Genomic DNA, 26,812 nt, shown 5'->3' on the forward strand with positions numbered 1-26,812 from the left:
AATGAAGTCCTTACAATAGATTGCAAGGGGAAATATTATATTATACTTTTAGTTAACTTTACAAAGAATACATACGTACAAATACATAACTTAAAATACAAAAAGGAGGAGATACAATGACTAAAAATAATGAAACAGGTTGGAATTTAGATAATAGTTATACGACTTTACCACAATCATTTTATACAGAAATCCCCCCTACTCCCGTAAGTTCACCGGAGTTAGTTAAACTAAACCATTCATTAGCGATATCTCTTGGCTTGACCCCTGAAGAACTGAAAAAGGAAGCTGAAATTGCTATTTTCGCTGGTAATGCACTCCCAGAAGGAGCTCATCCATTAGCTCAGGCATATGCTGGCCATCAATTCGGACATTTTAATATGTTAGGCGACGGTCGTGCTCTTTTAATTGGCGAACAAATTACTCCTTCAGGTGAGCGTTTCGATATTCAACTGAAAGGTTCTGGCCCTACTCCCTATTCACGCCGAGGAGATGGTCGTGCTGCACTCGGTCCGATGCTACGTGAATATATTATTAGCGAAGCAATGTATGCACTCGATATTCCAACTACCCGCAGTTTAGCAGTTGTCACAACCGGTGAACCAACCTATCGTGAAACAAAGTTACCTGGAGCAATTTTAACTAGAGTAGCTAGTAGCCATATTCGCGTCGGTACATTTCAATATGCTGCAGCTCGTGGCTCAATCGAGGATCTTCAATCGCTAGCTGACTATACGATAAAAAGGCATTATCCAGAAATTGAAGCTCATGAAAACCGATATACTGCATTACTACAAGAAGTCATTAAAAGACAAGCCAGTCTTATCGCAAAATGGCAACTTGTTGGATTTATTCACGGCGTAATGAACACTGACAATATAACAATCAGTGGCGAAACAATTGATTACGGTCCTTGTGCATTTATGGACAATTACGACCAAGGAACTGTATTTAGCTCTATTGACACACAAGGTCGTTATGCATATGGAAATCAACCATATATGGCCGCATGGGATCTCGCACGACTAGCTGAATCTTTAATACCAATTCTGCACGAAGATGAAGAAGAAGCATTAAAAATCGCTCAAGACGAAATTTCGAAATTTAGCGTACAGTATGAAAAACAGTGGTTCCTTGGAATGAAAAAGAAATTAGGACTATTTAGCAACGAAGAACAAGAACAAGATCACTCACTTATTGAGCAACTTTTAAAAATGATGGAGAAATATAAAGCGGATTACACAAATACATTCCGTTCATTAACTCTTGATGCTATCGAAAATACAGCTCTATTTGAAAGTCCTGAATTTAAAGAATGGTACAAACTGTGGCAATCTCGATTAGAAAGACAAGAACAATCGAAAGAAAACGCCTACGAGATGATGAAAAATAATAACCCATCAATCATCCCGAGGAACCACCGTGTAGAAGAAGCACTAGAAGCAGCTGTTACAAATGACGACTATAGCGTAATGGAGCAACTTCTTGAAGCTTTATCAAACCCTTATGCGTATTCTACAGATCAAGAAGAATACTGCATTCCGCCTGCGCCTACGAATCGTCCTTATCGTACTTTTTGTGGGACTTGATTGTTTAATATGTAAAAAGGTGCGTTCATATAATTTGTGTGAACGCACCCTTTTTATATCCCCCCACTCAACTAAAACTTTAAAATACACATCCCCCGATGCCATTTCTTTAATCCAAAACAAATTCTACACTATTCCAATAGACTTACTCGTAAGCTTGTTAAACAAATATTGAGAAATATAAAACATTATTTCTAAATATTTTTATTTTTGATACTATATTTTATAAGAATATTCAAAAAGTGAGGGGATTTCATGAACGTTCAACTACAAGGTAATGAACAAATTACAAAATTATTTAATGACTGGTATAGAGCTATGTTACAGCATCAAACTACCCATGCAACAAAAATAAAAAAAGATATTGAAAATACCATCTCTAATTCAGAAGAAGATACAAACCTACAATTGTATTATTCACTTTTTAATTTCAGATACAAAATCTTAACAGATGGTTTAAATATTAATAAAGATGATTTTAATAAAATTGATTCTTTCCCACTTCCAGAGAATGGGCTATTTTCTTATTATTATCATTTTTTTAAGGCTATTCACAATACAATTATTGGAAACTACAATGCAGCAAAACACCTTTTCGAGAACGCTAAAAAGCTGCTAATACACGTATCTGACGAACTAGAGAATGCTGAATTTAACTACCGCTTAGCTGCCTATTATTATCAAACATATCAACCACTAGTAGCAATCCAATCTGCAAATGAAGCTAAAGCGATTTTTTCAAAACATATAAACTGTGAAATTAATGTTGCTTTGTGTGATAACATCTTTGGTTTATCTTGTATTGATTTAAAACAGTTTGAACAAGCTGAAATTAGACTTGATTCAGCATTAAATATTCTACAGAAGTATTCAGAGGAGACTTTATCATTAAGAGTACGACATAATTTAGCTTGGTTATATGCAAGTCAAAACCTTTCAGAGTTAGCAATGCGTCATATTTCAGAGGTTACAACTAAGCAACCAAATCACTTTAAAGCACTTTTTGTTGAAGCACGTGAATACTACAAGCTTGGAGAATATACCCAGGCTAAAGAACTTATAAAAAAAGGATTAAACATCTCAAATAAACTAGAAAACAAAGAGTTTCAATATCGTTTCATGATTTTAAGAGAACTAAATAATAAAACTTCTATAAATGATTTAGAAATGATAATTTTGGAAGGAATTTCTTACTTTAAAACAGAAAACCTTTGGGAATGTATACAAGAGTACACTGATGTTCTAGCAAATATGTTTTATGAAAAAGAAGACCATATAAAAGCTAGTCAATACTTTTACATGGCCAATCAAGCAAGAAAAAAACATGAAGAAAAGGGAGCTTTGATATAATGAAAAAGATTAAATTGAGCATCATTGGCTTAGCTGTTATTAGCATCACAACTCTTGGGTTAAGCTTCACCTCAGAAACACCGAAAACACAGTTAGGATATGTAGCATTAAACATTGGGGACACCCCTGCACCACAAAGACCTGACCTTGTTCAATCTATTGACGTAAGTAAAGACTACAACTCAACAACAACTGAAAAAGCACTTTAAAAAATGAAAGACCTTCAATTAAGAAGGTCTTTTTAAATACGCTTATTTAGAATATTTCCCTTTCATGTAGGCTTTATTTTCTCATCAACTCCGCAATCCTCTTACTCTCCTCACTACCAACTTTCTCAAGTTTCTCCACAACTAAATTCCGTCTCTCTACAGAATGATTTTGACTTAACTTCGCTTTTCCTTCTATTTTATTTATCTTTATTTTGAATCCAACTATTCCCTTACTTAATCCTCCCATATAATTTGGATCTACATCATTAAGTGAGTAGGTGCTCTCTGGATCTTCATATTTATTTACTAAATCTTGAAGAGAATCTACTAATGTCTTCTCATCCTCAACAATTTCTAATTCACCATATACATGCACTGCAACGTAATTCCATGTTGGTACTGCATTGTTTGTTTCATACCATAACGGAGAGATGTAACTATGTGGTCCTTGAAATATAGCTAGTACTTGCTGAGTCCCAATATCTTTCCACTGTTCATTCGGCCGTGCGAAGTGACCATGTAAAGTAAGGGTCTCCCTATTTAATAACAACGGCAAGTGCGTTGCATATGGTTCTCCGTTATGTTGAGAAAATAATGTCCCAAAGCTATTTTGTTCCATTATTTCGTACTTCATCTCTTCATCTTGTATTACGAAATATTTTGGTATGTACATAAGCTCCCTCTTTTCCGCTCTTTTCTATTTTATTTCCTATTATATTTAGTAACCGCATCAATCAACAGGGCCAGTTTGTATTTGTTTTATAATGGCAGCTTTCTATTTCAAAACAATAGGCAGCATGTATTCCATGCTACCTTAGTTTATTTTTTCTAATATATTTGTAATAAATACGGTCTTACCCTCAATATAACTAGATCGTTTTTTCGACTCTCTTGCTAACTCTTCCTTCAAGTTTCCATACTCATTAGCTACTTCAGTATGTTCACGAAGGTAATCTTGAAACGCTATATGCCTTCTCAATTCTTCACTATTTTTATCACACACATATAAATGATGTTCCATCCAAACTGTATTTCCCTCGTTCCATGGAACGAACGTATCCTTTCTTCCAAACGCCTCTCTTCCTTTAAAGCTCCATTCTAACTGATGATAGTATCCTATCGCTTCAAACTTTGTTACTACTTCAGGAAAGATTTCATAATCTTCTATTACGATATCAATATCTAATATTGGTTTTGCTACAAGTCCTTTAATAGATGTACTCCCAACATGTTCAATGGATAAAATGCGGTCTTCCATTACATCGTTAATGAAAGTGTGTAGCTTATTAAATTCACTTTCCCATTGGATGTTATACCCTTCGATAGTAATTCTCTGTTTCAAAGTATCCCTCTCCTCAAAAGCAACTATAACCTCTGAATATGAGTATCCTTAAAATCCGTCTCATATTTCAATCCATATCCAAACATTCGATCCATTCCAATATGTGCTGTCCATATTAAGCCAATCATTATAACGGTATCTATCTTAAAATAGACACCTATTAGAACAATTAATATGGATATGATATATGTATGACATACGTTATATATTTTCGCACCAACGTGATTATTGATCCCATACGCTAACATGGAGAAATCCGGCGCTAAAAGGAATACAAAAAATATAATCCAACTAAACTCATATATTGAATACATATAAATCGTGGCTAAAAATACAACCGTTCCTTCAAAATGTACAATACGTTTTTGCATTATTTATCATTCCTATTTTTCTATATTTATTAATACATTTTCATCGCTGAAAGTATTCTTTGCATTTTTTGACCAGATGGTTGCTAATATTGGCCCTGCAATGTTATGCCATACTGCCGCTAATACACTTGGGAGTGCAGCAGCCGGTCCAAAATGCAAAATACTTTCCAGCTATATTACTTATCGCTTCTAGTACTTTCATCCACTCAGCCCCTATCTTTTAATTGAAACACCTTATTCGGATTCAAAATATTTTGCGGATCAAGAGCTTTCTTTATTTTCTCCATTACAAATAATGCCGCCCCATGTTCTTCTTCTTGATACTTTCGTTTTCCGATTCCAACGCCATGTTCTCCTGTACACGTTCCTCCTCGTTTAAGAGCATACAAAACGATACTTTCGTTTATTTCGTCTGCCTTCTTTACTTCCTCTTTATCATTTGTGTCAATCATTAAGAGTACATGGAAATTCCCATCTCCAACATGACCTAGAATACCGCCAATAAGCCCTACTTTATCTAATACCTCTTTCGCATGTTGAATCGCTCCAGCTAATTCCGAAATTGGCACACATACGTCTGTACTCATTAGCTTTTTACCAGGATAACTATGCACGTAAGAGTACGCTAAGTTATGTCTTGCATCCCACAGTTTATTTCTCGCTGCTGTTTCCATCTCAAATGCAATTTCTATACATTTATGATCAAGAACGATTTCTTTCGTAAATTCAATATCTTGCTTTAACCCTGCTTCATTACCGTGAAACTCTAAAAACAGTGTCGGTTCTTCTCTGTAACTTGTTTCATTGTAATGATTTACTTGTTTCATAGATAATTCATCAACGAGTTCAATTCTCGCGATTGGAATACCTGCCTGTAATATGTTAATTACAGCTTCTACTGCATCATTTATAGTTGGAAACGATGCCCTCGCAGCCATAACATGTTCTGGTATACCGTATACTTTTAAAGTTAACTCCGTGAAACATCCAAGTGTTCCTTCTGAGCCTACGAAAATACCATTTAAATGATAACCTGATGATGACTTCGCCGCTAAATTCCCGGTATGTATTACTTCTCCATCAGCAAGAACGACTTCTAAATCTCGGACTTGATCACGCATTACTCCATACTTTACCGCTGTCGTTCCGCTCGCATTTGTAGCAGCCATTCCTCCTAACGTTGCATCAGCTCCTGGGTCTACACTAAAAAATAATCCATACTTTTTCAATTCTTTATTAAGCTGAGAGCGCGTCACCCCTGGCTGTACTCTCACAAGAAAATCCTTTCCTCTTATTTCAAGTATTTTGTTCATAAGAGAAAAGTCCATTGTAATTCCTTTTTCGTAAGGAATTACATGTCCCTCTAAACTGGACCCTACTCCAAATGGAACGACAGCTGTTCCGTGCTGACTCGCTATTTTCATTATCGCGCTAACTTCTTCGGTCGTTTTTGGAAAAACAACTACATCAGGTAAACTACTAACATGGTAAGATTCATCTTTACTATGTAACTCTCGTACTGTCATATTTATTACTACTCGATCTTCAGGAAGTATGCCTTTTAATTCATTTACTACATGTTCAATTGTTATTTCCATAATCAACTCTCCTTTTTAAATTTAAAACAAGTATACCATCTTTATACAAAATAATTAGAAAAATGAGATTTTTAAACCTAAACATACAAAAAAGAACCTGCAGCACACGCTACAAGTTCTTTTCCACTACATTTTAAACGATTTCTTTATTAACAACATAAACCAAATTAAAGTAACTGCCATCAACGAATGAGAAAATCCTACAATATAAGTTAACCCTTTAAAGTCAGCTCCATTTAACTGAAGAAGCCCTCTCGCTGCTAGCGAACCTAACATTAATGTTAATGCAATGTTATGTAAAACAAACCACTTATTAAACCCTTGCACTTCATGAAACGCGAATACTTTTGCTAATCCTAAAGCAATTAAAAAGAAGAAAAAGCCAAGTACAAGTGTATGTGTATGCAAAAGATTTAACAAAGTAGATCCTAAAATCCCTTTATACTTACCATACTCCCTAGCGAAAATCCCTGATAATAAACCGATAATCAAATACGTAAACGATGCATTATATAATTTCTTCATTATGTACCTCCTTGAGTAGAATGTGTAGTGTGTCATATTTAGTAATAATGATAGTTATATAGTAAAAACTCCTAGTCACCTAGGAGTCATTGTATAAGCATCTCACTCTTTACAATCAATCCTAATTATAAAATATCTCTCTATACAAAACAAACGAACTTTATGTGAACAAACAAAGCTCCATTAAAATATGTTGCACTTTTGTTTTACACAATCCATACTAATTGTTATAACTTTTTAAAGGTGGTGTAATAATTGATAGTTCTTGAAACCGAACGTCTTAACCTTCGTTGGTTTGATATAAAAGACGCTCCTTTTATTCTTGAGTTAGTAAACGATCCTGCATGGATTCAGTTTATCGGTGACAAAGGAGTTAGAAACTTAGAAGATGCAAAAAATTATATTGTAAACGGTCCCATCGATATGTATAACAAACTCGGATTTGGCCTTTACTTAGTAGAACGAAAAGAAGATCTCACTCCACTTGGTATGTGTGGCCTTATTAAAAGAGATTCATTAGAAGATGTTGATATCGGATTTGCCTTTTTAGAGACATTCCGTTCACAAGGATACGGCTACGAGTCAGCTTCTGCGATAATCGAATACGGTGTACAAAAGCTCAACATGAAACGAATTGTAGCAATTACTTCTATAGATAACATCGCCTCAGGAAAGCTTTTAGAAAAAGTAGGATTACGATTTGAGAAAATCATTTCAGATTCAGGAGAAGATTTAAAATTATTTGGGTATAACGCATAGTAAAGAAGGTCGCCGTGAATGGTGACCTTCTTTACTATTTTACTGATCTCGTCATAATACTTTTAGTTCCATTATAGTTTTGCAGTAATTCTTGTGATTACTACTATGCCTTTCATATCACATTTTTTGGAAATTCATAGAAATAAAACTTTCACATTTAAATAAATTATATTAATATATCAAATAAAGGAAGTGAGAATAAATGGAACAACCTCTATTTTTATTAGTTCTTCAATTCATTGCATTCATATTAATCATTTGTATCGTATATGGAATGTTGTACAATACCGTATTAAATTTAAATATGCCTAAATGGACTGCACATATAGTAGCTACGGTCTTTTCCCTTGGTATTACCTATCAAGCTTTTATAAATTTTATTTGAAAAACTTTTGTAGCAATTACTTCTATTGTTGATGCAGTAAAGCTTTTAGAAAAAGCAGGATTGCAATTTGAGAGGGTTATTTCAAGATCAGAAAACGTAACCATTTTTTATAAAGTCTTTCCAGCGCAAAATAGTGAAGAAGTTAGTTCCGCTGAAAGTGTGTTTGCATAAAAAGAAATGAATTTAATTGATGCTACAAAAATTTTATTTTAATTCTGGTTCTATTGTTTGGAATCGTTCTAGGGTACCATTTGTGTGGACTTTAAAAATTTTCATTTGCGCACCAAAATGTTGCGTTAAGTAACATGTATCACCAGTTATTAAATTTCCAATCTTCCAATCAGGTTGATATGTACTTTCCATGGAACTTTCTAAATCCCCAATCATTATTAAATTGATATATAATGAAGATGAACTACTCAACATTTTCGTTAAAGATAGTCTATCAACCTCTAACTACCTAATGAACTCAAGTAAACACATCTTCAGTCATTATAAGAGGTACAAAAGGCACCCTTTCGGGTGATTTTTGTATAAAAATTCTATTTTTTTATATTCGATACCAACCACGAACCTTTTTAAAATAATAATATCATTATGTCTCCTTTTTAGAGATTATTTTTAATTACCTTGAATTTTTTGCACCAGAACCGGAAAATCCCTGACTACTCGAAATATCAACTATCAGGTGCTAATATTCAATAACGCGTACTGAAAATGATTAAACATTTTTATAAACCAGTGGAACATTTAAGAAATCAATTTTTCTCTTATCGAAATTTAATTAGCTTACAGTAATACAGTGGTCATATATTTTTAAGAATAACGGAAGAATATATAGAAATTGCTACAGAAATGTGAAGTTTAATTAATTTAGGAGGAACAAACTTGTTTAATCAGCTTGTAAAAGTTATACCGAATTTATTTACGATTGGAAATTTATTGTGCGGTGTTTTCTCAATCACCTTGAATATGAGTGAATATTTAGGAGCAGCCTCCATTCTCATTTTCTTTTCAGCTGTTTTAGATTTTCTTGATGGAAGAATTGCAAGAAAATTAAAAGTGAACAGTGAGTTTGGCGTAGAATTGGATTCCTTAGCTGATATTGTTAGTTTCGGCGTCGCTCCTGCGCTTTTATTTCATACGATAGCAACACCTTCTATTTTAACTTCTTTGGCATTTATTCTATTCCCAACAATGGGTGCTTTAAGATTAGCTAAATTTAGTATTAAACCAACTATTGGATATTTTAAGGGATTACCTATTCCAGCTGCAGGATTATCATTGGCTGGTATGGCATTGTTTTCATATAGTAATGCATGGATTACTTTAATCCTCGCCCTCTTAATGGTAAGTCCCATTAGGTTTAAAAAATTTTAATGAAGATCACGCCCAACGCCATTAAGGAGCATTTTAAATGGATTTAACGCGTCAATAAGTATAAAAAAGCGGGACAATAATATTAAATTAGATGCCCTTCGAAAAATTAAAACCTTGTATTTATGGCTATTGGGTTAATCCATCGATATGTTATTCTGAAACGTCAGTCCACTTTTAACAGGAGCCCCCTTTATCAAGAGAGCTCCTGTTCTTATTTCTTCTTCTTTTCTGTCGGCTGGCTTTGTTTAGCAAAATTAGATGAATCATCAAAATTCGGTTGCTTTTTACCAGCATTATTACTTCTACCTTTTCCCATATGTAATGCACCTCCCCTCCCCCTTACTATTCCCAATAAAAAAATTCTCTTGCATCCAAGAGAATTTTAAATTGGGTTCTTATTGATAATACCTAAGTACTTCCAACACTGCCATTCCATAAAAGATGGATCCAATGTTAAATTATTTAATGCTAAAACAAATATTACATTTTCATATTTAACTGGATAATCAATTAATAATCCTAATGTATTTCCTGAATCTGCGACAATTATGATTCCCTTTTCTAACACGTCATCTATAACTTCTTTTAATTATTCTTACCTAGCATATAATATTTTCCTACACATTGAGATTGCATGTTGTATAAGGAAGCCCTTCTTCTTTCCATGCAAGAAATCCTCCCTTTAAATTCACTACTTCCTTTATACCAGCTCTTTGTAAAATACTAGCTGCTATAGCGGAACGTAATCCGGTTCGACATTGCAAAACTATTGGAAAATTTTTCGGTATATAATCTAGTTGTTCAAATAGATTACCTAAAGTGATATGTATTGCATCATGAAGGTGTCCTTCCTCCCACTCTTTTTTACTATGCACATCGATAACCTTAACGCTTCTACCTTTTATATGCGGATATAATTCAATCGATGTTTTTTCTTTGTAACTTTCAAATCTATCAAGTCTTTGTATTACTTTTAAGGGTGCAAAAGCAATAATATTATCTAACCCAATAGATTCAAATTCTCTAATAACTGCCTCTACTTTAACCTTTTCCTCATCTAGAATTATTAAAGTTTCTTTTTTATAATCTAATAACCATCCACACCAAGTTGTGAAAGAATTGTTATAAGGTATGTTAATTGACTTCTCGATATGACCTGCAGCAAAACTCTCTACATCCCTTATATCAACTATTTGATAAACGCTCTTCAAAATTTCTTGAAGTTCTTCTACTGTATTAATAGCAGTACTTTTTCTCTTCTTACGAATTGGCGGACCATACTTATTTAAATTCTTCATTAATGAAAAATACTTTGGAGGCTCTGGCTGTGCCGTCAATAAAGTCGATATAAAATCACTTTCTTCATTACACCGAAATGCCCAATTGAACATCTTTTCATAACCTAATGTAGAAGTTGGAATTGCTCCTAATGCTTTTCCACATGCGCTTCCCGCACCATGTGATGGCCATATTTGCAAATAATCAGGAAGTATTTTTATTTTTTGTATAGAATCAAATAATTGTTTCGCTCCTATTTTTGCAGTATCTTTAATACCGACTGCAGTTTCTAATAAATCCGGTCTTCCTATATCTCCTACAAATATAAAATCACCTGTGAATATTCCTATCGGTTTATCATTCGTATAATTATTTTGACTTGTATCAGTTACTAAAAAAGAAATACTTTCAGGCGTATGCCCTGGGGTGTGAATTACATTAAATTTTATATGACCTACTTTAAACTCTGTGCCTTCTCTAACCAATTTGTATCGACCTTCGTTAAGATATTGATATTTCCAATCACAATCTCCTTCATCAGATACATATAAATTTGCATGGTAAAGATTAGAAAGTTCTCTAGACCCAGAAAGAAAATCAGCATGAATATGAGTCTCAGCCGCAGCAATTACTTCCATCCCCTCTTTCTTAGCAAATTCTATATATTGTTCTATATAGCGACTAGGATCAATAACGATTGCTACGCCTTCTTTCTGACAACCGACTAAATAGGAAGCATGTGCTAATTTTTCATCATAAAAATATTTTAAAAGCATAGCTATTCCCTCCAATTAGTTATTTCAAATTAATTTTCAATTTTTGTAACCACTTTTTATCTTCTCCTATAGAATCCCTTTCAACATTAAATTCCAATACATATATGGCAACATATATCTTTTAAGTAAAAACATACTATACCGTTCTTTCGCTTGATTAAATGGAAACGTTTCTTGAGGCTCATGTTCATAGTTAAATTCAGCAAGTATAAGACTTTTATATCCTGTAACAATCGGACATGATGTATATCCATCATATTTAGCCTGTAAATCTCTTCCGCTAAGTACGTCCATAATATTTTGTTTTAAGACGGGTATTTGTTTTCGAATTGCTGCTCCAGTTTTAGAGGTAGGTAAATTGGTACAATCTCCAAGTCCAAAAATATTTTTATATTGCACATGCTGCAAAGTATAAGGGCTTATATCTACCCACCCCTGATGATCACTTATCTCACTCTCTTTAATAAAATTAGGTGGCCCCATTGGCGGAACAACATGTATCATACTATATGGTACGGTTTCTCTTTTTAGTGTTTGCGTATCTTCAAAAATTGCCTCTCTCTTTTCGGCGATAATTTCCACTAGATTTTTATTATAATTCGTTATAATTTGCTTTCTTTCTAGTACTTGTTCTAAAGTATTTGCATATCGTGGAACCTGAAATATGTTATTGTTTGCAGAATAAAATATTACTTTACTTCTGTTTCTTACACCACTATTACAAAAATACTCCTCTGCTAGGTACATAATTTTTTGTGGAGCACCACCGCATTTAATAGGAGTATTAGGGTGGGTAAAAAGCGCATTTCCTCCTTTAAATTTTTCGATTTCTCTCCAAGTAGAATCAACATATGTATAAGAATAATTGCTACATACCCCATTAGTGCCAATAGACTCTTTTAAGCCTTTAATACTGTCCCAATTTATTTGGATACCAGCTGCTACAATAAGAATTTCATACTCAAGTAGCAGTCCGTCATCTAAAAGTATCTTATTTTCAGATGGAAATAACTCAACAACACTTTTAGGGATCCACGTTGCCCCTTTTGGAATAAGCGATTCCTGATTACGCATCGTACTTTCCTTTGAAACAATTCCTCCCCCCACTAAACTCCATAGTGGCTGAAAGTAATGTTTTTTTGATGGATCAATAATTGCTATACTTTCTTTCAATAGGGGTACATTTCGTAATAAATGTGCAGTAGAAGATAGTCCTGCTGTCCCAGCACCAATTACAATAATTTTATAACTATCTCTGGTCTTCATTATCCTCTTCCTATCTAAAATTGATTTTTAAATTAACTAATTAGTAGCCATTTTTTCATCGTAGTAACATGATTATAAGTTAAAAACATCATAATTTTATCTGATTTAAATGAAAATTTTGTTAATTTTACCATCAACATTACTATATGCGTAAATCCCCTATGTTACTTCCATATTTTAGTTTTAATATTAAAACTAAATATTATTATATAAAATAAAAATAATGCATTAAAATACTTTTCATGAATCCGGATAAGTAATGTTTAAAAAACAACATCTAACATCTTAGATGTTAAAATAAACAAATTCACATACTTCACAAATATGAAAAGTATTAAATATCGCTTAAGTTTCGTTACCTTTTTCTGTATATATTGATAAAAATTGTGAAATTTTATCGCATTATGCAAGACATTTAATATTAAATATATTACTTTTACTATGAACTAAATGGTTTATAGGGCTTTTCTAAATAAACAAGGTGCTAAATTAATTCTTAAGAAGCCATTATCATTGCATTTATCTAAAAATTTTAAAAAATACACGCAGATGGATATCATCTTAAATACATATATAATTACCTTTAATTTTTTGACACGATTTCACATAATTCTTAAACTGATTTTTTTGCGTGCATTATGAAAAAAATGCACCGTGTCAGTCTTTAAAAGATTATATATCATAACTTTAAGAGAGGCAGGAAAACTATGAAGATGAAAAGAAAAATCTACTGGTTAAATGCTAGCCAATAGATTTTTCTTTTTTATCTAAGGATTCTTTTAAAAGAACAACAATTTTACTACAGTAATCAAGAACAGGTTTCTAAATTAAGTTACTGGAGAATATATAACTCTGGCGCAATATCCCTACCAGCTTTCATTCCAATAATAACTCCATGATATAACGTCAAAGATGAAATCCCTCAACTTAGGTATTTGACTTTTTAAATTTATACAAATGTCTTAGCTCTATGTACTGTGATATATAGGTCCACATCAATATGTTATTGCATCATATACTGAACAGATAATTTAAATTACTTTTATAAAGGATGATGAGGATGAACCTAGAAGATATACAAAAATCCTATGGCGTAATTGTAAGTTTAGGAGGATTGTGTCAAGTCACCAACCAAATCAAAAGACACAATTTAAGAACATTTTCTGGACCTTTAGATTGGTTTTATTATCCATCACTTTCAGATGTAAACAGATTACTTCAAAATCGATTTAAAAAATTCATGAAGTTGGAAAATATGGTTATAGAAGGTTCAGAAAGTTACGGTCTTATTGAATCAGAATTTGATAATCAAATTAAATGGGCAGAACGAATTACCTACTGTATAAAGGACACTTATTATAATTGTTTTTCAATGCATGATTTTCCTATTAATTCCGAAAAGGATTTGAAATCAACCTATCCTTCTTTTAAAGCTAAATTAGACACTAGAATTAATCGATTCCTTGAAAAAATAAATAGTAGTGAATCCATTTTATTCATTAGAATTTGGGGAAATCGAGATGAAGCGGTTGAATTACAAAACGTATTATCTAAAATTACAAATAAGGATTTTAATATTCTTATTGTTAATTTCAAGGAGGGTATATCTAATATTGTTGAACAAAATTGGGGAATATCGAGGGTTTGTTCAATTGAACTCCCACGTTATCAGGATAGATGGGAAGGTGATGATTCCGATTGGGATGTTATTTTAAACAAAATAACATTAACTTAATAATTTTCTTCTTACTTTTAACATGATTTGGCCCGTAAAATCAAATAGGTGTAGAAAAATAAAATTCCTGTCTAATTGATACACACTTAATTAACAAAACGTTCATATAATAATTCGTAAGTCCTTCTTTATTGAATAAATAGTTCTTTACAAAATTAGTTCCATCACTAGAGCACCTTTATGCGGTGCTCTTTTTTGAATTTATAAAATGTAAAAATAGTTGTTCCATTTTCCTTTAAATGGCTAATTTCCTTTGTTATTCTTCTATTGATTTCTGTATAATCATTTATGCGATCAGCATATTCTGCTTATGTAGTGCATTCACGACTACTTACTTCCATACTTTATCTTATATTTTGTCTTCTTGGATATTTCATTATAAGCTTCTTCAATTCCCTTGATTTCCTTCCCCTTCTTTTATCTTAAGAACAAGCAATTTCTTTCATTAATATTAAATAAACTAAAGCATAGATTTTAAAAGAACCTAATTTACATATAATTCATGATAAACTACAGTGTGTATTCTCCACGTTTAATCAGCATCTGAATTATAAATCTAACATATTTTTTTTAGTTGATTGTCATTATGGTACAACCGTGTATACATTTACCAAACAAACTACATAGTTTAAATTAGTAAAATATATAGAGAGGAAGGAAATAAATCTATGAAAGTCATAATTTTGTGTGGCGGAAAAGGGCTTCGGATGCAAGGAATTTTAGAGGACATTCCCAAACCATTAGTTCGAGTTCAAGGAAAGCCTCTCCTCTTGCATATAATGAATTGGTATAGAAAATATGGACATTCTGATTTCATTTTACCCTTAGGATATAAAGGTGAGAAAATTAAGGAATATTTTATGGACTTTAGCTGGAAAGAGAATGACTTTAGTTTGAATTTTAAAACCAGTCAATATACGCTACTTCAGAAATTAGAAAATTGGAATATACACTTTATAGATACAGGAATTGATACAATGACCGGGGCAAGACTAAAAAAACTTGAATCCTTTGTACAGGGTGAAACCTTTTTATTAACTTATGGTGACGGATTAGCCAATATAGATATTGATCAACTAATAGCATTCCATAAAGAAAAAGGAAAAATTGCTACATTAACTGGAATTAAAAAAAATAGTCAATACGGCCTATTGGCGGTCGAAGATGGAATTGCTATTGATTTTAAAGAAAAACCATTACTTGATGAAGTAATTAATGGCGGTTTTTTTGTATTTAACAAAGAAATATTCAATTATTTAAGTAATAATGATGATTGTGTTCTAGAAGAAGATCCTCTTCGAAATTTAATAAAAGACAATGAGCTCGCCGTCTATGAACACAATGACTTTTGGGCTAGTGTCGATACACCTAAAGATTTAAAAACTGTAAATGAAAGTTGGAATCCAAATAAATTTTAGTGGAGAGGACTGAATAAGCATTGAACTCTAATGATAAAAAAATAAGTTTACCTCGATTGTACATCCCCTCTAATGAGAAAATAGTTAACCCACTTTCAACAGGAATTAAAGCTTCAAATCTCTCCAAAAAAAATACTCAAAAAAGAATTAATCCCCAATTCTATAATCAACAACATGATCTAAATAATCATTTCTGCGTCATTGTAGGTAGTGAGTATGTCTTGAAAATTATTGCTTTACAGCAATCATTAATGCAGTACTCAGAAAAATTCACATTGTGGATTTGTTGTATAGATCCTTTTGCATATTCACTATTAAAAGAAATGAGTTTAATTAATGTAAACCTTTTACAAGTTGAAGAATTAGAAGATCGTGAACTAAAAGCAATTAAGAGAAAAAGAAAAGTAAATGAATATTGTTGGACTTTAAAATCTGTCTTGATAGAATATTTATTGGTCAATTATGATTTACCATCTATTCTATATTGTGATGGTGATTTATGCTTTTTCTCTGACCCTAATATTATTTTTGAGGAATGGGGTGACCATTCTATCTTCCTAACCCCCCAAAGAGATCGTGATTGGGTAGAAAAAATGTACGGAAAATATCAGGCTGGTCTAATTGGATTTAAGAATGATCTCTATGGACTAAAAAGTGTAAGATGGTGGAAAAATAAATGTATAGATTGGTGCAGTGCCGAGGCTGAAGAGGGGAAATTTGGAGACCAAAAGTATTTAGATTATATCCCTATATATTTTCCAAAAGTAAAAATTTCAAATAACTTAGGTATAAATGCTGCGCCTTGGAACTGTATATATAATAACGATTATAAAATTGACAAGACTAAAAATGATATATTTATTGAAAACGACAAACTAGTTGTTTACCATTTTGCATGTATTACTATCTTTACTGAAAATGATTTTGATCTTTGGTCTTTGGGAGAAATTTCAATACCCAATAATATATTAAACCATATTTACACTCCGTATTTAGAGAGAATTCAATTTGTTTTAAAGCAATTAAAGGATAAATTCAATAAAGATACTAAACAATTTTTAAGTAAAAAAGATATAAATAAAGCTCAAACTTTATATAAAGATTCACAATTAAGAAGAAAAATGAATCAATCCAATCATTTTATGAACTTTTCCATGATTATAAGTAAAGAACGATTAATTCAAGGATTGACCTCTTATTATTCCTTAGAAAATTTCAACGCTAAATTTACTGTATGGATCTGTTGTATGGATGATCTAACTTATCAAATATTAGAGAAATTAAAATTAAAGCACGCCATACTAATTCCGGTAAAAGAAATTGAAAATCATGAACTCCTCAGTATAAAAAATGATAGAAGTTTACAAGAGTATTGTTGGACATTAAAAGCGCCCCTATGTCTACATGTCCTAAGTCTTTATCCGGAAGTTGATCACATTATATATTGTGATGCTGATATGTATTTCTTTACAGCACCTAATATCATTCTTGATGAGTGGTGGAAATACTCTGTATTCCTTTGCCCTCAAAGAAGCTCTACTGAAATTGAAAGCATACACGGTATATACCAAGCTGGTTTAGTAGGCTTCAAAAACGATCAAAATAGTAAAGAAATTTTAACATGGTGGAAAGATAAATGCCTAGAATATTGTAATAATCATTATGATGTTGAAATGGATAGATGGGGTGATCAAAAATATTTAAATCACATTCCTAACATCTTTTCTAATATAAAAATCATGACTCATAGAGGTATTGATGCAGCACCTTGGAATGTCATTTTAAATAGCAGTTCTATATCCAAAACAGATAATAAAGTTTTTATTGATCAAGATGAATTAATAGCTTTTCATTTTGGAAGTATGCAAATTATTAATCCAAATGAGTTCGATTTATGGAAACACGAAACTTTAGAATTACCTCCAGCAGTTTTAGATTATATATACATTCCTTATATTGAACAATTGAATAAGACATGTCATACCCTTCATAATACTTTTCAAAAACCTTCCTCCTCTTTATTTGCTGATCAAATTGATACAACAACAATAAAAAATTATTTTAAATACCCCTCCCCTCATCACAATTAAGACTGATACTTTCCTTATTTAAAAATAAATCTATTTATTTCAGCAACTAAAAATACATCTTAATAAAGGATAGATTATCACTATGATTGCTTCATTTAAAAATAAAACTTTCCTTATTACTGGTGGATACGGTTTTATTGGTTCTCACTTGGCACGAAGACTTTTAAATTTACAAGCAAAAATTGTTCTTTTCATAAGAACACCATCAAACTCTTGGAGACTAAAGGATATTCTAAAATATATTGAAACCTATGAAATAGATATACGAGATAAAAAACAAGTACAAGATGCAATAAAGAAAATTAATCCCGATTATATCTTTCACCTGGCAGCCTATGGTGTAAATTCTGCCCATACAGATTACATCCATGCTATAGAAACAAATGTTATAGGGACTTGTAACATTATTCAAGCAGCAAAATTGGTGAATTGTAAAAAAATCATCAATTTTGGGAGTAGTTCTGAATACGGTAACAAGATGGAACCTATTCATGAAAATATGTTACTAACTCCTGTGGATATCTATGGAAGTACCAAAGCTGCTGCTACTATACTCGCCCATCAAATTGCTAGCGAAAACAATATTAATCTTATAACATTAAGACCTTTTGGCATATTCGGAGAAGGCGAAGAGCCGCATAAAATTTTTAGCTATATAATCTTGCGAGTATTACAAAACAAAGATGTAAATTTAACTTTATGTAATCAATTAAGAGATTATTGTTATATAGAAAATGTAATAGATGCCTGTATCCTAGCAGTAGAAAATACTACTGTACAAAATGAAATTTTTAATATTGGGAGCGGCACTATTCACCCCTTGAAACATTATGTAGAATTATTATTCAAACATTTGAAAACCAATTCCAGACCAAATTACGGTGCAATTTCCTCTAGAACAAATGAAAGATGGGTTCCTGAAGCGGATGTGCAAAAAATAAAAAACTCTCTTTCCTGGGAACCTAGAATTAATATTGAAGAAGGAATTATAAAAACTGTTAATTGGTATAAAAATAATAAACATTTATACCTAACCCCCTAAAAATAGGGTACTAAAGGAGGTGGACTAATTGTTAAACCAAAACTTTAATAATGCTTTTTACGGAAAAACAATTTTAATTACTGGACATACTGGTTTTAAAGGTTCTTGGTTATCCCTATGGTTGAATGAATTAGGTGCTACTGTAATCGGATATTCATTAGATCCTAAAAATAAGAATGATAACTTTAACATTACTAACCTTCAAAATAATATAATTGATATTCGTGGAGACATTAGAGATTTTAATAAATTAAATAAGGTTTTTACAGATTATAAACCTGAAATTGTATTCCATTTAGCTGCCCAACCTCTAGTTAATTATTCATATGAATATCCTAGAGAAACATACGAGGTAAACGTTGTAGGAACTATGAATGTACTAGAGGCAATTCGATTACATGAATCAGCTAAAATAGGAATTATGGTGACAAGTGACAAGTGCTATGAAAATAAAGAATGGCCTTGGGGTTATCGTGAAATTGACCCTATGGGCGGCCATGACATATATAGCTCAAGCAAAGGATGCTGTGAACTTTTAATTTCTTCCTATCGAAATTCTTACTTTTCAGAAGAAAACTTTTCTCAACACAAGAAAATAATTGCAAGCGTTCGAGCTGGTAATGTAATTGGTGGTGGTGATTGGTCAATAGATAGAATTATTCCTGATTGTATACGAGCATTAGAATCAAACAAAAACATTATTATTAGAAACCCTACTGCTATTAGACCCTGGCAACATGTACTAGAACCTTTAAGCGGGTATTTACTCCTTACAGAAAAAATTATAAATAATGGTATCCTTTATTCAGGAGCATGGAACTTCGGGCCATCCCTAAGCAATATTGTTCCAGTAGAAAAATTAGTGACCAGTTTACTAGATATTTGGGGCTGCGGGGATTGGACAGCAGAAAATATAGGTCCAATAAATTTTCATGAAGCAAATTTACTAAATCTTGACATTAGCAAAGCAAAATTCAATCTTAATTGGCAGCCAAAATGGTCCCTACAACAGACTTTAGAAAATACAATAGAATGGTATAAACATTATAATTCTTACACCAGTTCTGAGATGATAAATCTATGTATTAGCCAAATCAAACAATATTGTATGCTTTGAACTACTCCCACTTCCCCATACTTGCTGTGAGTTCCTTATGGAGGGAGTCTTCTTGGTTAAAATAATAAAAGATACATTAATTTTTATAGTCTAAATTATAAACCTACTATACCTAAAATTATGTGATTGTCCATTAACAAAGATTTTATTTCTTCGGTTATTTCAAATCAACTATTGACATTATACTTAAGCATAAAGGAATCACATATTTTTCTAGTGATTCCCTTGTTCTGAGAAAATAATGTCTTGCTTTAACGACAATACAGTATATGCGATTATTAATTTATTTGTTCTAGTTATGAAAAAATCTATTCCTGTCAAAAGAGCTTTCTTCAAAGAAAAACTTCCTATTTTCTTCTACTTATCCTACCCGAAAAGTAACTAAGATGAAAATTTTGATAATTATATCTACTATTATAGAATTATCCCCTTCTTGTAGCTATTCCACTAAAGTTCATGCTTATATATTGATTCTCTGATTTATTATCACCAATGTTGATGAATTCATGCATTGCTTATTCTATACACAAATTGCTTTTTGAATTATCTTTTCAGAATAAGTAAAGAAGGCTTTCTCTTTTATGCACTTCCTCCCTACCAGTCTTTAATTTGCCTTTAATCAACAATAAGAACAAATCTTCTATATAGTACATCTTCTATAAAACAAAACCATAAGTAAGATAATTTCACTATTACAAATAATGAGATGTTCTGTTTCACCTTTTTACATTATCTAAAAAAGAACTTGTAGGAATTCTTACAAGTTCTTTTTTGTTTTCTTTATTGTCTTCTTATTTACATACGCAAGATTTATATATTTTATCGGATACATACTATATGTATCCGATAAAATAATTTAAAAATTAATATGTAATTGATCCGTTTTAAGAAAAGGAAATTTCATAAATCTTCAATCACAGTTTCTAAGTTCACCTGATAGAACGTATAAAGACTCATATCATCTTTTGATAATTTTTGGATGTTTTATTCTAAGTATATTCGACACAAATTGATTGTTTTTTATGAATTTTCTTGAAAAATATTGTAATATCACTCCATTTTTTCTTCTATTTTGTTATGATGTTTATAATTAAATTGGATTAGGATTTTTTTAGAAAATGGGGGCGTATATTATGAGTGTTTCAGTAAAGGGAAATGAGCAATTAACCTCTCTATTGAACGACTGGTATCGAGCTATGCTATCTCAACAAGTTATAAAAGCTACTAATCTAAAAAAGAAAATTGATGAAAAAATTAATAAGTTAAGCATTGAGCCGGATCAAGAACATCAGGATCAAAATTTGTTACTATACTATTCACTACTCGAATTTCGTTACAAGGTCTTAACAGATAGCCTTGGTATTCAACAAAATAGTTTTGATACTATTAGCGATTATGATATGCCTACAGATCAATTTCTACAATTCTATTATCATTTTTTCAAATCCATTCATTCCACTTTTATATCTAATTATACTGAGGCAGAGGAACATTATAAACTAGCAGAAAAAATATTGGTAGCTATACCAGATGAAATTGAACATGCTGAATTTTACTATAGAATTGCTACTTTCTATCACCATACCTATAACAATCTCGCTTCTATCGAGTACGCAAATAAATCGAGAGCAATCTTTTCAAAGTACGAAGGTTATGAAGTAAAAACAGCCTTTTGTAATAGTTTGCTAGGTGGTTGCTGCATCTATTTAAAACAGTACGAACAAGCAGAAGAATATCTACATTGCGCAATTGATTTACTACAAAAAAATAGGGAAGAAGATTCCTTGTTATACGTAAAAAATACTATGGGGTGGCTGTATTCTGATCAAAGTATGTCTACTTTAGCTATTCGTCACCTTTCAGAAGTAACAGAGAAAATCCCTACACACTTCAAGGCCATCTTCCTACAAGCTAAGGAACATTATAAGTTAGGAGAACAATCAACGGCCAGCCAACTCATTGATAAGGGACTACAGATTTGTAGAGAAATTCATAACGAAGAATACACACACCACTTCTCTATTTTAAAAAAATTAAACGAAAATATTCCATTGGAAGAATTAGAAAAAATCATTCAAGAAGGAATCTTATACTTTGAGGAAGAAGAATTATGGGAATATGTTGTCGAATACGCCGAATTATTTGCCACAAAATGTAGACAATTAGAGAACCACCAAAAAGTAAGTGACTATTTCCATATTTGTTATCAAGCAAGACAAAAATCAATCGCAAAAGGAGTGTTAAAATAATGAAAAAAATTAGCTTATTATTATCAGGCATTGCTTTTATTGGGGTATTAACGGTGGGAATTTTTCAGTTTTCTAAAACAGATCAGCTTGCTACTCATGGGCATTATCCTGCTCCTTCATATAGTGTTGGCGATTATGGTGGTGCACCACCACAAATTTAATGTAAATGTATTTAAAAACCCTCCAAATGGAGGGTTTTTAAATGGCTTATCTGCCTGTTCAATACGCATAGAGAGTACATATTATACTTATTTACTATGTTATAAGATTTTTCATTTCCACTCTGTAACAAGATTCTAGCATTCTCTCCTAGAATCTCAACTTAAATCTTAAATCCACCAATTAACTCTTGAAGTTCTTCCGCCATCTGTGCTAATTGTATTGCTGAAGAATTTATCTCTTCCATAGAAGCATGTTGTTCCTCAGATGAACCAGCTATCGTTTGCATACTTGAAGAATTTTCTTTTACAGCCATAGCTATTTGATCAATCGATGTATCAACTTTCATTGCATCAGTTGTCATTTTATTTGATAGTTCTACCATACCATGCACTTTTGATACAATATCATTTGCAGATTTTGAAATCTCATAAAAACTTTGTTTTGTATCATTCGCAACCTTAATTCCCGACTGTACTTCTACGCCTACTTCATTCATAGCTTTTACAGTCTCATGTACGTCTGCTTGTATTTCCTTAATTAAACTGCCAATTTCCATTGAAGATTCGGATGATTGCTCCGCCAACTTTCTAACTTCATCAGCAACAATTGCAAACCCTCTCCCCTGTTCCCCAGCTCTAGCTGCTTCAATCGCTGCATTTAATGCTAATAAATTTGTTTGTTCCGCAATATTTTGAATCGCTTCTAATATACTGCCAATTTGCTGTGATTTCTTATCTAATAATTTTATGACATTATCGGATTGAGAAACAGAGTGATGGATAGACTGCATTTGTGTTACAGTTTGTTCTACTAATTGTTCACCTTCATTGGCTTTTTGTTTAGTGTATATGGATGAAGCCGATACTTCAGAAGCATTCTCAGCTACGTATTGAATATTTCGTGTTACCTCACCAATTAATTCAGCTCCAGACTCAACTTCATTATTTTGAACCTCTGCACTGTTCGAGATTTCTTCCATCTCTTTTGTAATTTGTTCTGTCGCAACACTTGCTTGCTCTACACTAGCAGTTAGTTCCTCAGAAGACGCAGCTACATGTCCTGCAGATGTGTTAATTTGAGAAATAATATTACGTAACGACTCTGCCATTGTATTGAAACTACCACCTAATTGACCAAGTTCATCCTTTGAACGAATATCTATTTTCTCGGTTAAATCTCCTTGACTAATTCTTTGAGCTGAAATGACTAATTGTCTTAGTGGAGTAATTATAGATTTGAGTATGAATAGAATTACAATTCCACCTAACAATAATGAAGCACCTATTATAGTGAGCGTTTTATAAAAAATAGGATTGGTAGCTTCTTCAATTTCTTTCGTAGGCATTACGCCAGCTATTTTCCAACCTGTTTTTTTATTTGTCTTAAAGCTTATGTTTCGATCTTCACCATTGAGGCTATAAGTAATTACTCCATCTTCTGTCTTGTACAATTCATCCACTAAAGTTTTATCTAATTTCTCTCCAGGTTTTAGTGATGGATGAACAACTATAGTTTTATCTTGACTAACTATAGATACAAATCCTTGCTTCCCAATTTTTATCATTTTGGATGTTTTTACGATATCTTTAATATTCAAATCTACGCCAATGACACCACTTTTATCTGCATTCTGCTTTGCAATTGCAATTACCATATTTCCTGTAGACTTTGATTTATATGGAGATGAAACAATAATCTCTCCATCTGCTTTTACTGCATCCTTATACCAACTGCTTTCTAGCGGATTAAACCCTTCTGGTATTTTTCCAACAGGTGCATGAATAAATTGATTGTTACTGGATGCCGTATAAATCGTTTCTATCTCTGGATGTAACTGTATATATTGATCAAATTTATTCTGTACATTTTGCGATTGTTCAGGATTATAATCCCCTTGTGTGAGTACCTTTGCAAAATGAGTGATATCTGTATGCTTATTTTCTAATTCATCATCAACAATCTTATCTAAAATACTTATATTATCTTTTGCTGATTGTAGAATTGTTTCATTAAGATCTGTTTTTGATTTATTATAAGATGATACTCCTACGATAAGGCTTGGTATAATTAATATTGCTATAAATGCCATAGACAACTTCGTTTTAAGCTTTATTTGCCCCAATCTTTCTTTTATATTAAACACTAGCTACTTCTCCTTTTCATTTTTACTACTTATATAGTTTATTTAAATTTTTCTCCTTTACTTTTCCACATTCATTTATGGTACCATTCGAAATGAAACCACAATTACATCCTATTATCCATACTTTATAATTTAGAGATTTAATTTTCACAGACAGAGTTTTATCTGTCCTCCTTTCGAATATGTTATTTTTCTAGATTCAGCAATTATTAGACTACGAATTATTCCAAATAAACTTGATGCAACATATACTTCATTTAAAAAATAATTATTGGATTTGTTTGGATAAAAATCTAGTTTAGCGCTAATCCAATCGGATGAAATTCTTACCATAATACATTCACTAAACATAAATAAGTAAATTTATTTCTTTTAATACTTATATTTAACTGCCTTTTAACCATTCTAACTGTATTATTTCATCGTTTTATCTATTTATTACAACCACTTTTGTTTTATTGAATCACTAAACTATAAATTCTAAATAGGAGAATAAAATAAATTAGAGAATTACATTGTAACACATATATATAAGTTGTTAATATTAAAATTTAAAACTTTACTATTTTTCATATGCAATATTACATGCGAAAAGCCATAATTTTTTTGTTATACTATGCATGTGGATTTTTCATCCAAAATCCACCCAAACGCATATTTATGTATATGCCACCCTAATTGATGAAAGTGAGAAGAGTGTTTATCATTTTTCTCACTTTTTTATTTAGGCTCTGTTAATATTGATTATTGATAAAAAGTATTAAATAAGGGAAGACACCTTAGAGTTGGTGCTTCCCTTATTTGTTGATTATTCAAATCTAAAATAGGTATTTTCTAAACCTATTCTTTGCTTTAATGTTCTGCCCAAAGCATAATTATTTGGTAATTCTTTTTCAATGACACAAATAATATAACCTGCTTTTCCTGTTGTTAAATTAGTTAGTTGTAAGTAGTTAGTGTTGTCGTAGATATAAGAAATAATATATTCATAGAAATTATTTTCTTTATCTTCTCTATTCATACCAACATTGTACAACCTAACTCTTGCTCCTACCCAAATTTCCTCATCATCATCAACATTACTTAAAGGCATCCATTTCGAGTTATCCAATATTTCACCCTTTTCTTAATTCATTCGTTTATACACGAATGTTGCTAGACACAAACTATCATAAGCATCCGTCATTTCATTGATTAGACGACCACCAACAGAGAAAAAAGACTCAACATAGCTTTTTACCCATTGAAACACTTGCTCTTTTAGTTATTTTTACATTTTGAATCTACGAAAATGAATTCCCTTATAAAAACTCTAACAGAGAATGTTCCCTCCAAATTTCACCTAGGGAATTATTTGTTTTCCAAAAAACCTACCAACATCTTTATCAACTCATTTTAGAATATTTAAACAATAATTCCATATACATTACCTGCATAAATTATTCATTTTCTTTTATATAAGACCTACCTTTTTACTTTTGGTAGATTATTAGACATTGGATTATTATACATAAACCCCAAAAACATGCGGTATTTTGTAGAATTTTGTCTATCAATATGTATGTACACCCTTTTGTAGTGGATATAGACTGTGAGGTGTAAGGAGATACCTTACAAAATAATAAAAAGGAGATTATAGAATGAGTAGATTAACAAAATTCTCAAAGTTAGTATTTGCAACTTTAATCGCGGGAAGTAGTCTAAGCACCTTTGTTTCGTCACACAGTGTACAAGCTGACACCTTAGATCCTAATTACCAAGACAATGTAAAATTCATACCACCTTCTAGTGCTAGGCCAAAATTGGAACAAAAAACACTATTGTTCCAGAAGCAAAAGTTGTTAAAAACCATTATGTAAAGTACTCTAAAGCACATTTCCAAACTAAAGAAAGTATACCAAAAGAGATTTATTATTCTTCAGAAGGCTTTAAGGGCTATATACAGGCAAGTACCGTTTGGGATATGGGAGATCATTTCGCAACACTATATTCCGGAACCGTTATTCGATGTTAGACTTTTAATCCATT

Annotated in this window: 23 protein-coding genes and 2 pseudogenes; 14 read left to right on the forward strand and 11 right to left on the reverse strand. The window is 31.8% G+C overall.

Annotated features, from left to right (window positions below):
• Positions 1–116 precede the first annotated feature (116 nt).
• From C3Y97_RS17295 to C3Y97_RS17305, 3 genes are all read left to right on the forward strand, one after another.
• Entirely contained in the window at positions 117–1,589 is a 1,473-nt protein-coding gene (locus tag C3Y97_RS17295; protein WP_000164920.1) for a protein adenylyltransferase SelO, read from the forward strand.
• Between the two features lie 255 nt (positions 1,590–1,844).
• The gene (locus tag C3Y97_RS17300; protein WP_016125000.1) at positions 1,845–2,939 is read left to right on the forward strand and encodes a response regulator aspartate phosphatase; all 1,095 of its coding nucleotides are present in this window, start codon (positions 1,845–1,847) and stop codon (positions 2,937–2,939) included.
• Positions 2,939–3,148 carry a hypothetical protein gene (locus C3Y97_RS17305; RefSeq protein WP_000721430.1) on the forward strand — a complete coding sequence of 70 codons (210 nt, stop codon included), beginning with the start codon at positions 2,939–2,941 and terminating at the stop codon, positions 3,146–3,148. The genes C3Y97_RS17300 and C3Y97_RS17305 overlap by 1 nt, the downstream gene beginning before the upstream one ends.
• A 73-nt stretch (positions 3,149–3,221) precedes the next feature.
• Here the strand turns inward: C3Y97_RS17305 and C3Y97_RS17310 are convergent, their stop codons facing one another.
• The 6 genes and pseudogenes from C3Y97_RS17310 to C3Y97_RS17335 all read right to left on the reverse strand — a co-directional run bounded on the left by C3Y97_RS17310 (position 3,222) and on the right by C3Y97_RS17335 (position 6,984).
• Positions 3,222–3,821: an FMN-binding negative transcriptional regulator gene (locus C3Y97_RS17310; RefSeq protein ID WP_000275841.1), complete on the reverse strand. Its 600-nt coding sequence runs from the start codon at positions 3,819–3,821 to the stop codon at positions 3,222–3,224.
• A gap of 141 nt (positions 3,822–3,962) precedes the next feature.
• The gene (locus C3Y97_RS17315; RefSeq protein WP_098212542.1) at positions 3,963–4,490 is read right to left on the reverse strand and encodes a GrpB family protein; all 528 of its coding nucleotides are present in this window, start codon (positions 4,488–4,490) and stop codon (positions 3,963–3,965) included.
• 23 nt (positions 4,491–4,513) lie between these two features.
• Complete coding sequence (locus tag C3Y97_RS17320) at positions 4,514–4,861, reverse strand: DUF4260 domain-containing protein (RefSeq protein ID WP_098212541.1); 348 nt, start codon at positions 4,859–4,861, stop codon at positions 4,514–4,516.
• 12 nt (positions 4,862–4,873) lie between these two features.
• Positions 4,874–5,017, reverse strand: a pseudogene (locus C3Y97_RS17325) (bile acid:sodium symporter family protein); the annotation flags it as partial.
• Positions 5,018–5,067: 50 nt separating this feature from the next.
• On the reverse strand, positions 5,068–6,459 hold the full coding sequence (locus tag C3Y97_RS17330) for an FAD-binding oxidoreductase (RefSeq protein ID WP_071741077.1): 1,392 nt from the start codon (positions 6,457–6,459) through the stop codon (positions 5,068–5,070).
• Positions 6,460–6,585: 126 nt separating this feature from the next.
• On the reverse strand, positions 6,586–6,984 hold the full coding sequence (locus C3Y97_RS17335) for a DUF2871 family protein (protein ID WP_000737896.1): 399 nt from the start codon (positions 6,982–6,984) through the stop codon (positions 6,586–6,588).
• A gap of 255 nt (positions 6,985–7,239) precedes the next feature.
• Here C3Y97_RS17335 and C3Y97_RS17340 point away from each other — a divergent pair, with 255 nt between their 5' ends.
• Complete coding sequence (locus tag C3Y97_RS17340) at positions 7,240–7,743, forward strand: GNAT family N-acetyltransferase (RefSeq protein ID WP_000636203.1); 504 nt, start codon at positions 7,240–7,242, stop codon at positions 7,741–7,743.
• Positions 7,744–7,945: 202 nt separating this feature from the next.
• A complete protein-coding gene (locus C3Y97_RS17345) occupies positions 7,946–8,128 on the forward strand; it encodes a hypothetical protein (protein ID WP_000437513.1) in 183 nt (60 codons plus the stop codon).
• A gap of 204 nt (positions 8,129–8,332) precedes the next feature.
• On the opposite strand, the gene C3Y97_RS17350 is transcribed toward C3Y97_RS17345, so the two are convergent.
• Positions 8,333–8,515: a DUF5065 family protein gene (locus C3Y97_RS17350; RefSeq protein WP_002041581.1), complete on the reverse strand. Its 183-nt coding sequence runs from the start codon at positions 8,513–8,515 to the stop codon at positions 8,333–8,335.
• A gap of 501 nt (positions 8,516–9,016) precedes the next feature.
• Here C3Y97_RS17350 and pssA point away from each other — a divergent pair.
• Positions 9,017–9,508 carry a CDP-diacylglycerol--serine O-phosphatidyltransferase gene (pssA, locus tag C3Y97_RS17355; protein WP_000483080.1) on the forward strand — a complete coding sequence of 164 codons (492 nt, stop codon included), beginning with the start codon at positions 9,017–9,019 and terminating at the stop codon, positions 9,506–9,508.
• 617 nt (positions 9,509–10,125) lie between these two features.
• Here the strand turns inward: pssA and C3Y97_RS17365 are convergent.
• Complete coding sequence (locus C3Y97_RS17365; RefSeq protein WP_136363561.1) at positions 10,126–11,562, reverse strand: MBL fold metallo-hydrolase; 1,437 nt, start codon at positions 11,560–11,562, stop codon at positions 10,126–10,128.
• 66 nt (positions 11,563–11,628) lie between these two features.
• On the reverse strand, positions 11,629–12,828 hold the full coding sequence (locus C3Y97_RS17370) for an FAD/NAD(P)-binding oxidoreductase (protein ID WP_000857313.1): 1,200 nt from the start codon (positions 12,826–12,828) through the stop codon (positions 11,629–11,631).
• Positions 12,829–13,888: 1,060 nt separating this feature from the next.
• Between C3Y97_RS17370 and C3Y97_RS17375 the strand changes: the two genes are divergently transcribed.
• The 7 genes from C3Y97_RS17375 (at position 13,889) to C3Y97_RS27885 (ending at position 22,640) form a co-directional block, all read left to right on the forward strand.
• Positions 13,889–14,563: a papain-like cysteine peptidase gene (locus C3Y97_RS17375; protein WP_001047153.1), complete on the forward strand. Its 675-nt coding sequence runs from the start codon at positions 13,889–13,891 to the stop codon at positions 14,561–14,563.
• A 668-nt stretch (positions 14,564–15,231) separates the two neighbouring features.
• A complete protein-coding gene (locus C3Y97_RS17380) occupies positions 15,232–15,981 on the forward strand; it encodes a sugar phosphate nucleotidyltransferase (protein ID WP_000864434.1) in 750 nt (249 codons plus the stop codon).
• A 20-nt stretch (positions 15,982–16,001) separates the two neighbouring features.
• Positions 16,002–18,071 (forward strand): glycosyl transferase, encoded by a 2,070-nt coding sequence (locus C3Y97_RS17385; protein ID WP_001087527.1) that lies wholly within the window; start codon positions 16,002–16,004, stop codon positions 18,069–18,071.
• 82 nt (positions 18,072–18,153) lie between these two features.
• Entirely contained in the window at positions 18,154–19,113 is a 960-nt protein-coding gene (locus tag C3Y97_RS17390) for an NAD-dependent epimerase/dehydratase family protein (RefSeq protein ID WP_000561952.1), read from the forward strand.
• A 28-nt stretch (positions 19,114–19,141) separates the two neighbouring features.
• The gene (rfbG, locus tag C3Y97_RS17395) at positions 19,142–20,230 is read left to right on the forward strand and encodes a CDP-glucose 4,6-dehydratase (RefSeq protein WP_000934347.1); all 1,089 of its coding nucleotides are present in this window, start codon (positions 19,142–19,144) and stop codon (positions 20,228–20,230) included.
• A 1,133-nt stretch (positions 20,231–21,363) separates the two neighbouring features.
• Positions 21,364–22,479, forward strand: coding sequence for a Rap family tetratricopeptide repeat protein (locus C3Y97_RS17400; protein WP_000116953.1), 1,116 nt, complete (start codon positions 21,364–21,366; stop codon positions 22,477–22,479).
• Entirely contained in the window at positions 22,479–22,640 is a 162-nt protein-coding gene (locus C3Y97_RS27885; protein WP_000724107.1) for a hypothetical protein, read from the forward strand. Before C3Y97_RS17400 ends, C3Y97_RS27885 begins: the two co-directional genes overlap by 1 nt.
• A 161-nt stretch (positions 22,641–22,801) precedes the next feature.
• On the opposite strand, the gene C3Y97_RS17405 is transcribed toward C3Y97_RS27885, so the two are convergent.
• Both C3Y97_RS17405 and C3Y97_RS17415 read right to left on the reverse strand, forming a co-directional pair.
• Positions 22,802–24,784, reverse strand: coding sequence for a methyl-accepting chemotaxis protein (locus C3Y97_RS17405; protein ID WP_000481869.1), 1,983 nt, complete (start codon positions 24,782–24,784; stop codon positions 22,802–22,804).
• A gap of 808 nt (positions 24,785–25,592) precedes the next feature.
• Positions 25,593–25,877: a hypothetical protein gene (locus tag C3Y97_RS17415; RefSeq protein WP_002024558.1), complete on the reverse strand. Its 285-nt coding sequence runs from the start codon at positions 25,875–25,877 to the stop codon at positions 25,593–25,595.
• A 547-nt stretch (positions 25,878–26,424) separates the two neighbouring features.
• Between C3Y97_RS17415 and C3Y97_RS17420 the strand changes: the two are divergent.
• Positions 26,425–26,798 (forward strand): annotated as a pseudogene (locus C3Y97_RS17420) (hypothetical protein).
• Positions 26,799–26,812 lie beyond the last annotated feature (14 nt).

The sequence above is a fragment of the Bacillus sp. DU-106 genome, assembly GCF_004799705.1.
Taxonomy (GTDB): Bacteria; Bacillota; Bacilli; order Bacillales; family Bacillaceae_G; genus Bacillus_A; species Bacillus_A cereus.

What these genes read in the sequence shown, in the direction of transcription:
- C3Y97_RS17335 (WP_000737896.1), bottom strand. Translation starts at nt 6,984, where the DNA reads ATGAAGAAATTATATAATGCATCGTTTACGTATTTGATTATCGGTTTA.
- C3Y97_RS17295 (WP_000164920.1), top strand. Translation starts at nt 117, where the DNA reads ATGACTAAAAATAATGAAACAGGTTGGAATTTAGATAATAGTTATACG.
- C3Y97_RS17400 (WP_000116953.1), top strand. Translation starts at nt 21,364, where the DNA reads ATGAGTGTTTCAGTAAAGGGAAATGAGCAATTAACCTCTCTATTGAAC.
- C3Y97_RS17380 (WP_000864434.1), top strand. Translation starts at nt 15,232, where the DNA reads ATGAAAGTCATAATTTTGTGTGGCGGAAAAGGGCTTCGGATGCAAGGA.
- C3Y97_RS27885 (WP_000724107.1), top strand. Translation starts at nt 22,479, where the DNA reads ATGAAAAAAATTAGCTTATTATTATCAGGCATTGCTTTTATTGGGGTA.
- C3Y97_RS17350 (WP_002041581.1), bottom strand. Translation starts at nt 8,515, where the DNA reads ATGATTGGGGATTTAGAAAGTTCCATGGAAAGTACATATCAACCTGAT.
- C3Y97_RS17415 (WP_002024558.1), bottom strand. Translation starts at nt 25,877, where the DNA reads ATGCCTTTAAGTAATGTTGATGATGATGAGGAAATTTGGGTAGGAGCA.
- C3Y97_RS17305 (WP_000721430.1), top strand. Translation starts at nt 2,939, where the DNA reads ATGAAAAAGATTAAATTGAGCATCATTGGCTTAGCTGTTATTAGCATC.
- C3Y97_RS17330 (WP_071741077.1), bottom strand. Translation starts at nt 6,459, where the DNA reads ATGGAAATAACAATTGAACATGTAGTAAATGAATTAAAAGGCATACTT.
- C3Y97_RS17345 (WP_000437513.1), top strand. Translation starts at nt 7,946, where the DNA reads ATGGAACAACCTCTATTTTTATTAGTTCTTCAATTCATTGCATTCATA.
- C3Y97_RS17370 (WP_000857313.1), bottom strand. Translation starts at nt 12,828, where the DNA reads ATGAAGACCAGAGATAGTTATAAAATTATTGTAATTGGTGCTGGGACA.
- C3Y97_RS17375 (WP_001047153.1), top strand. Translation starts at nt 13,889, where the DNA reads ATGAACCTAGAAGATATACAAAAATCCTATGGCGTAATTGTAAGTTTA.
- C3Y97_RS17320 (WP_098212541.1), bottom strand. Translation starts at nt 4,861, where the DNA reads ATGCAAAAACGTATTGTACATTTTGAAGGAACGGTTGTATTTTTAGCC.
- C3Y97_RS17390 (WP_000561952.1), top strand. Translation starts at nt 18,154, where the DNA reads ATGATTGCTTCATTTAAAAATAAAACTTTCCTTATTACTGGTGGATAC.
- C3Y97_RS17310 (WP_000275841.1), bottom strand. Translation starts at nt 3,821, where the DNA reads ATGTACATACCAAAATATTTCGTAATACAAGATGAAGAGATGAAGTAC.
- C3Y97_RS17365 (WP_136363561.1), bottom strand. Translation starts at nt 11,562, where the DNA reads ATGCTTTTAAAATATTTTTATGATGAAAAATTAGCACATGCTTCCTAT.
- C3Y97_RS17300 (WP_016125000.1), top strand. Translation starts at nt 1,845, where the DNA reads ATGAACGTTCAACTACAAGGTAATGAACAAATTACAAAATTATTTAAT.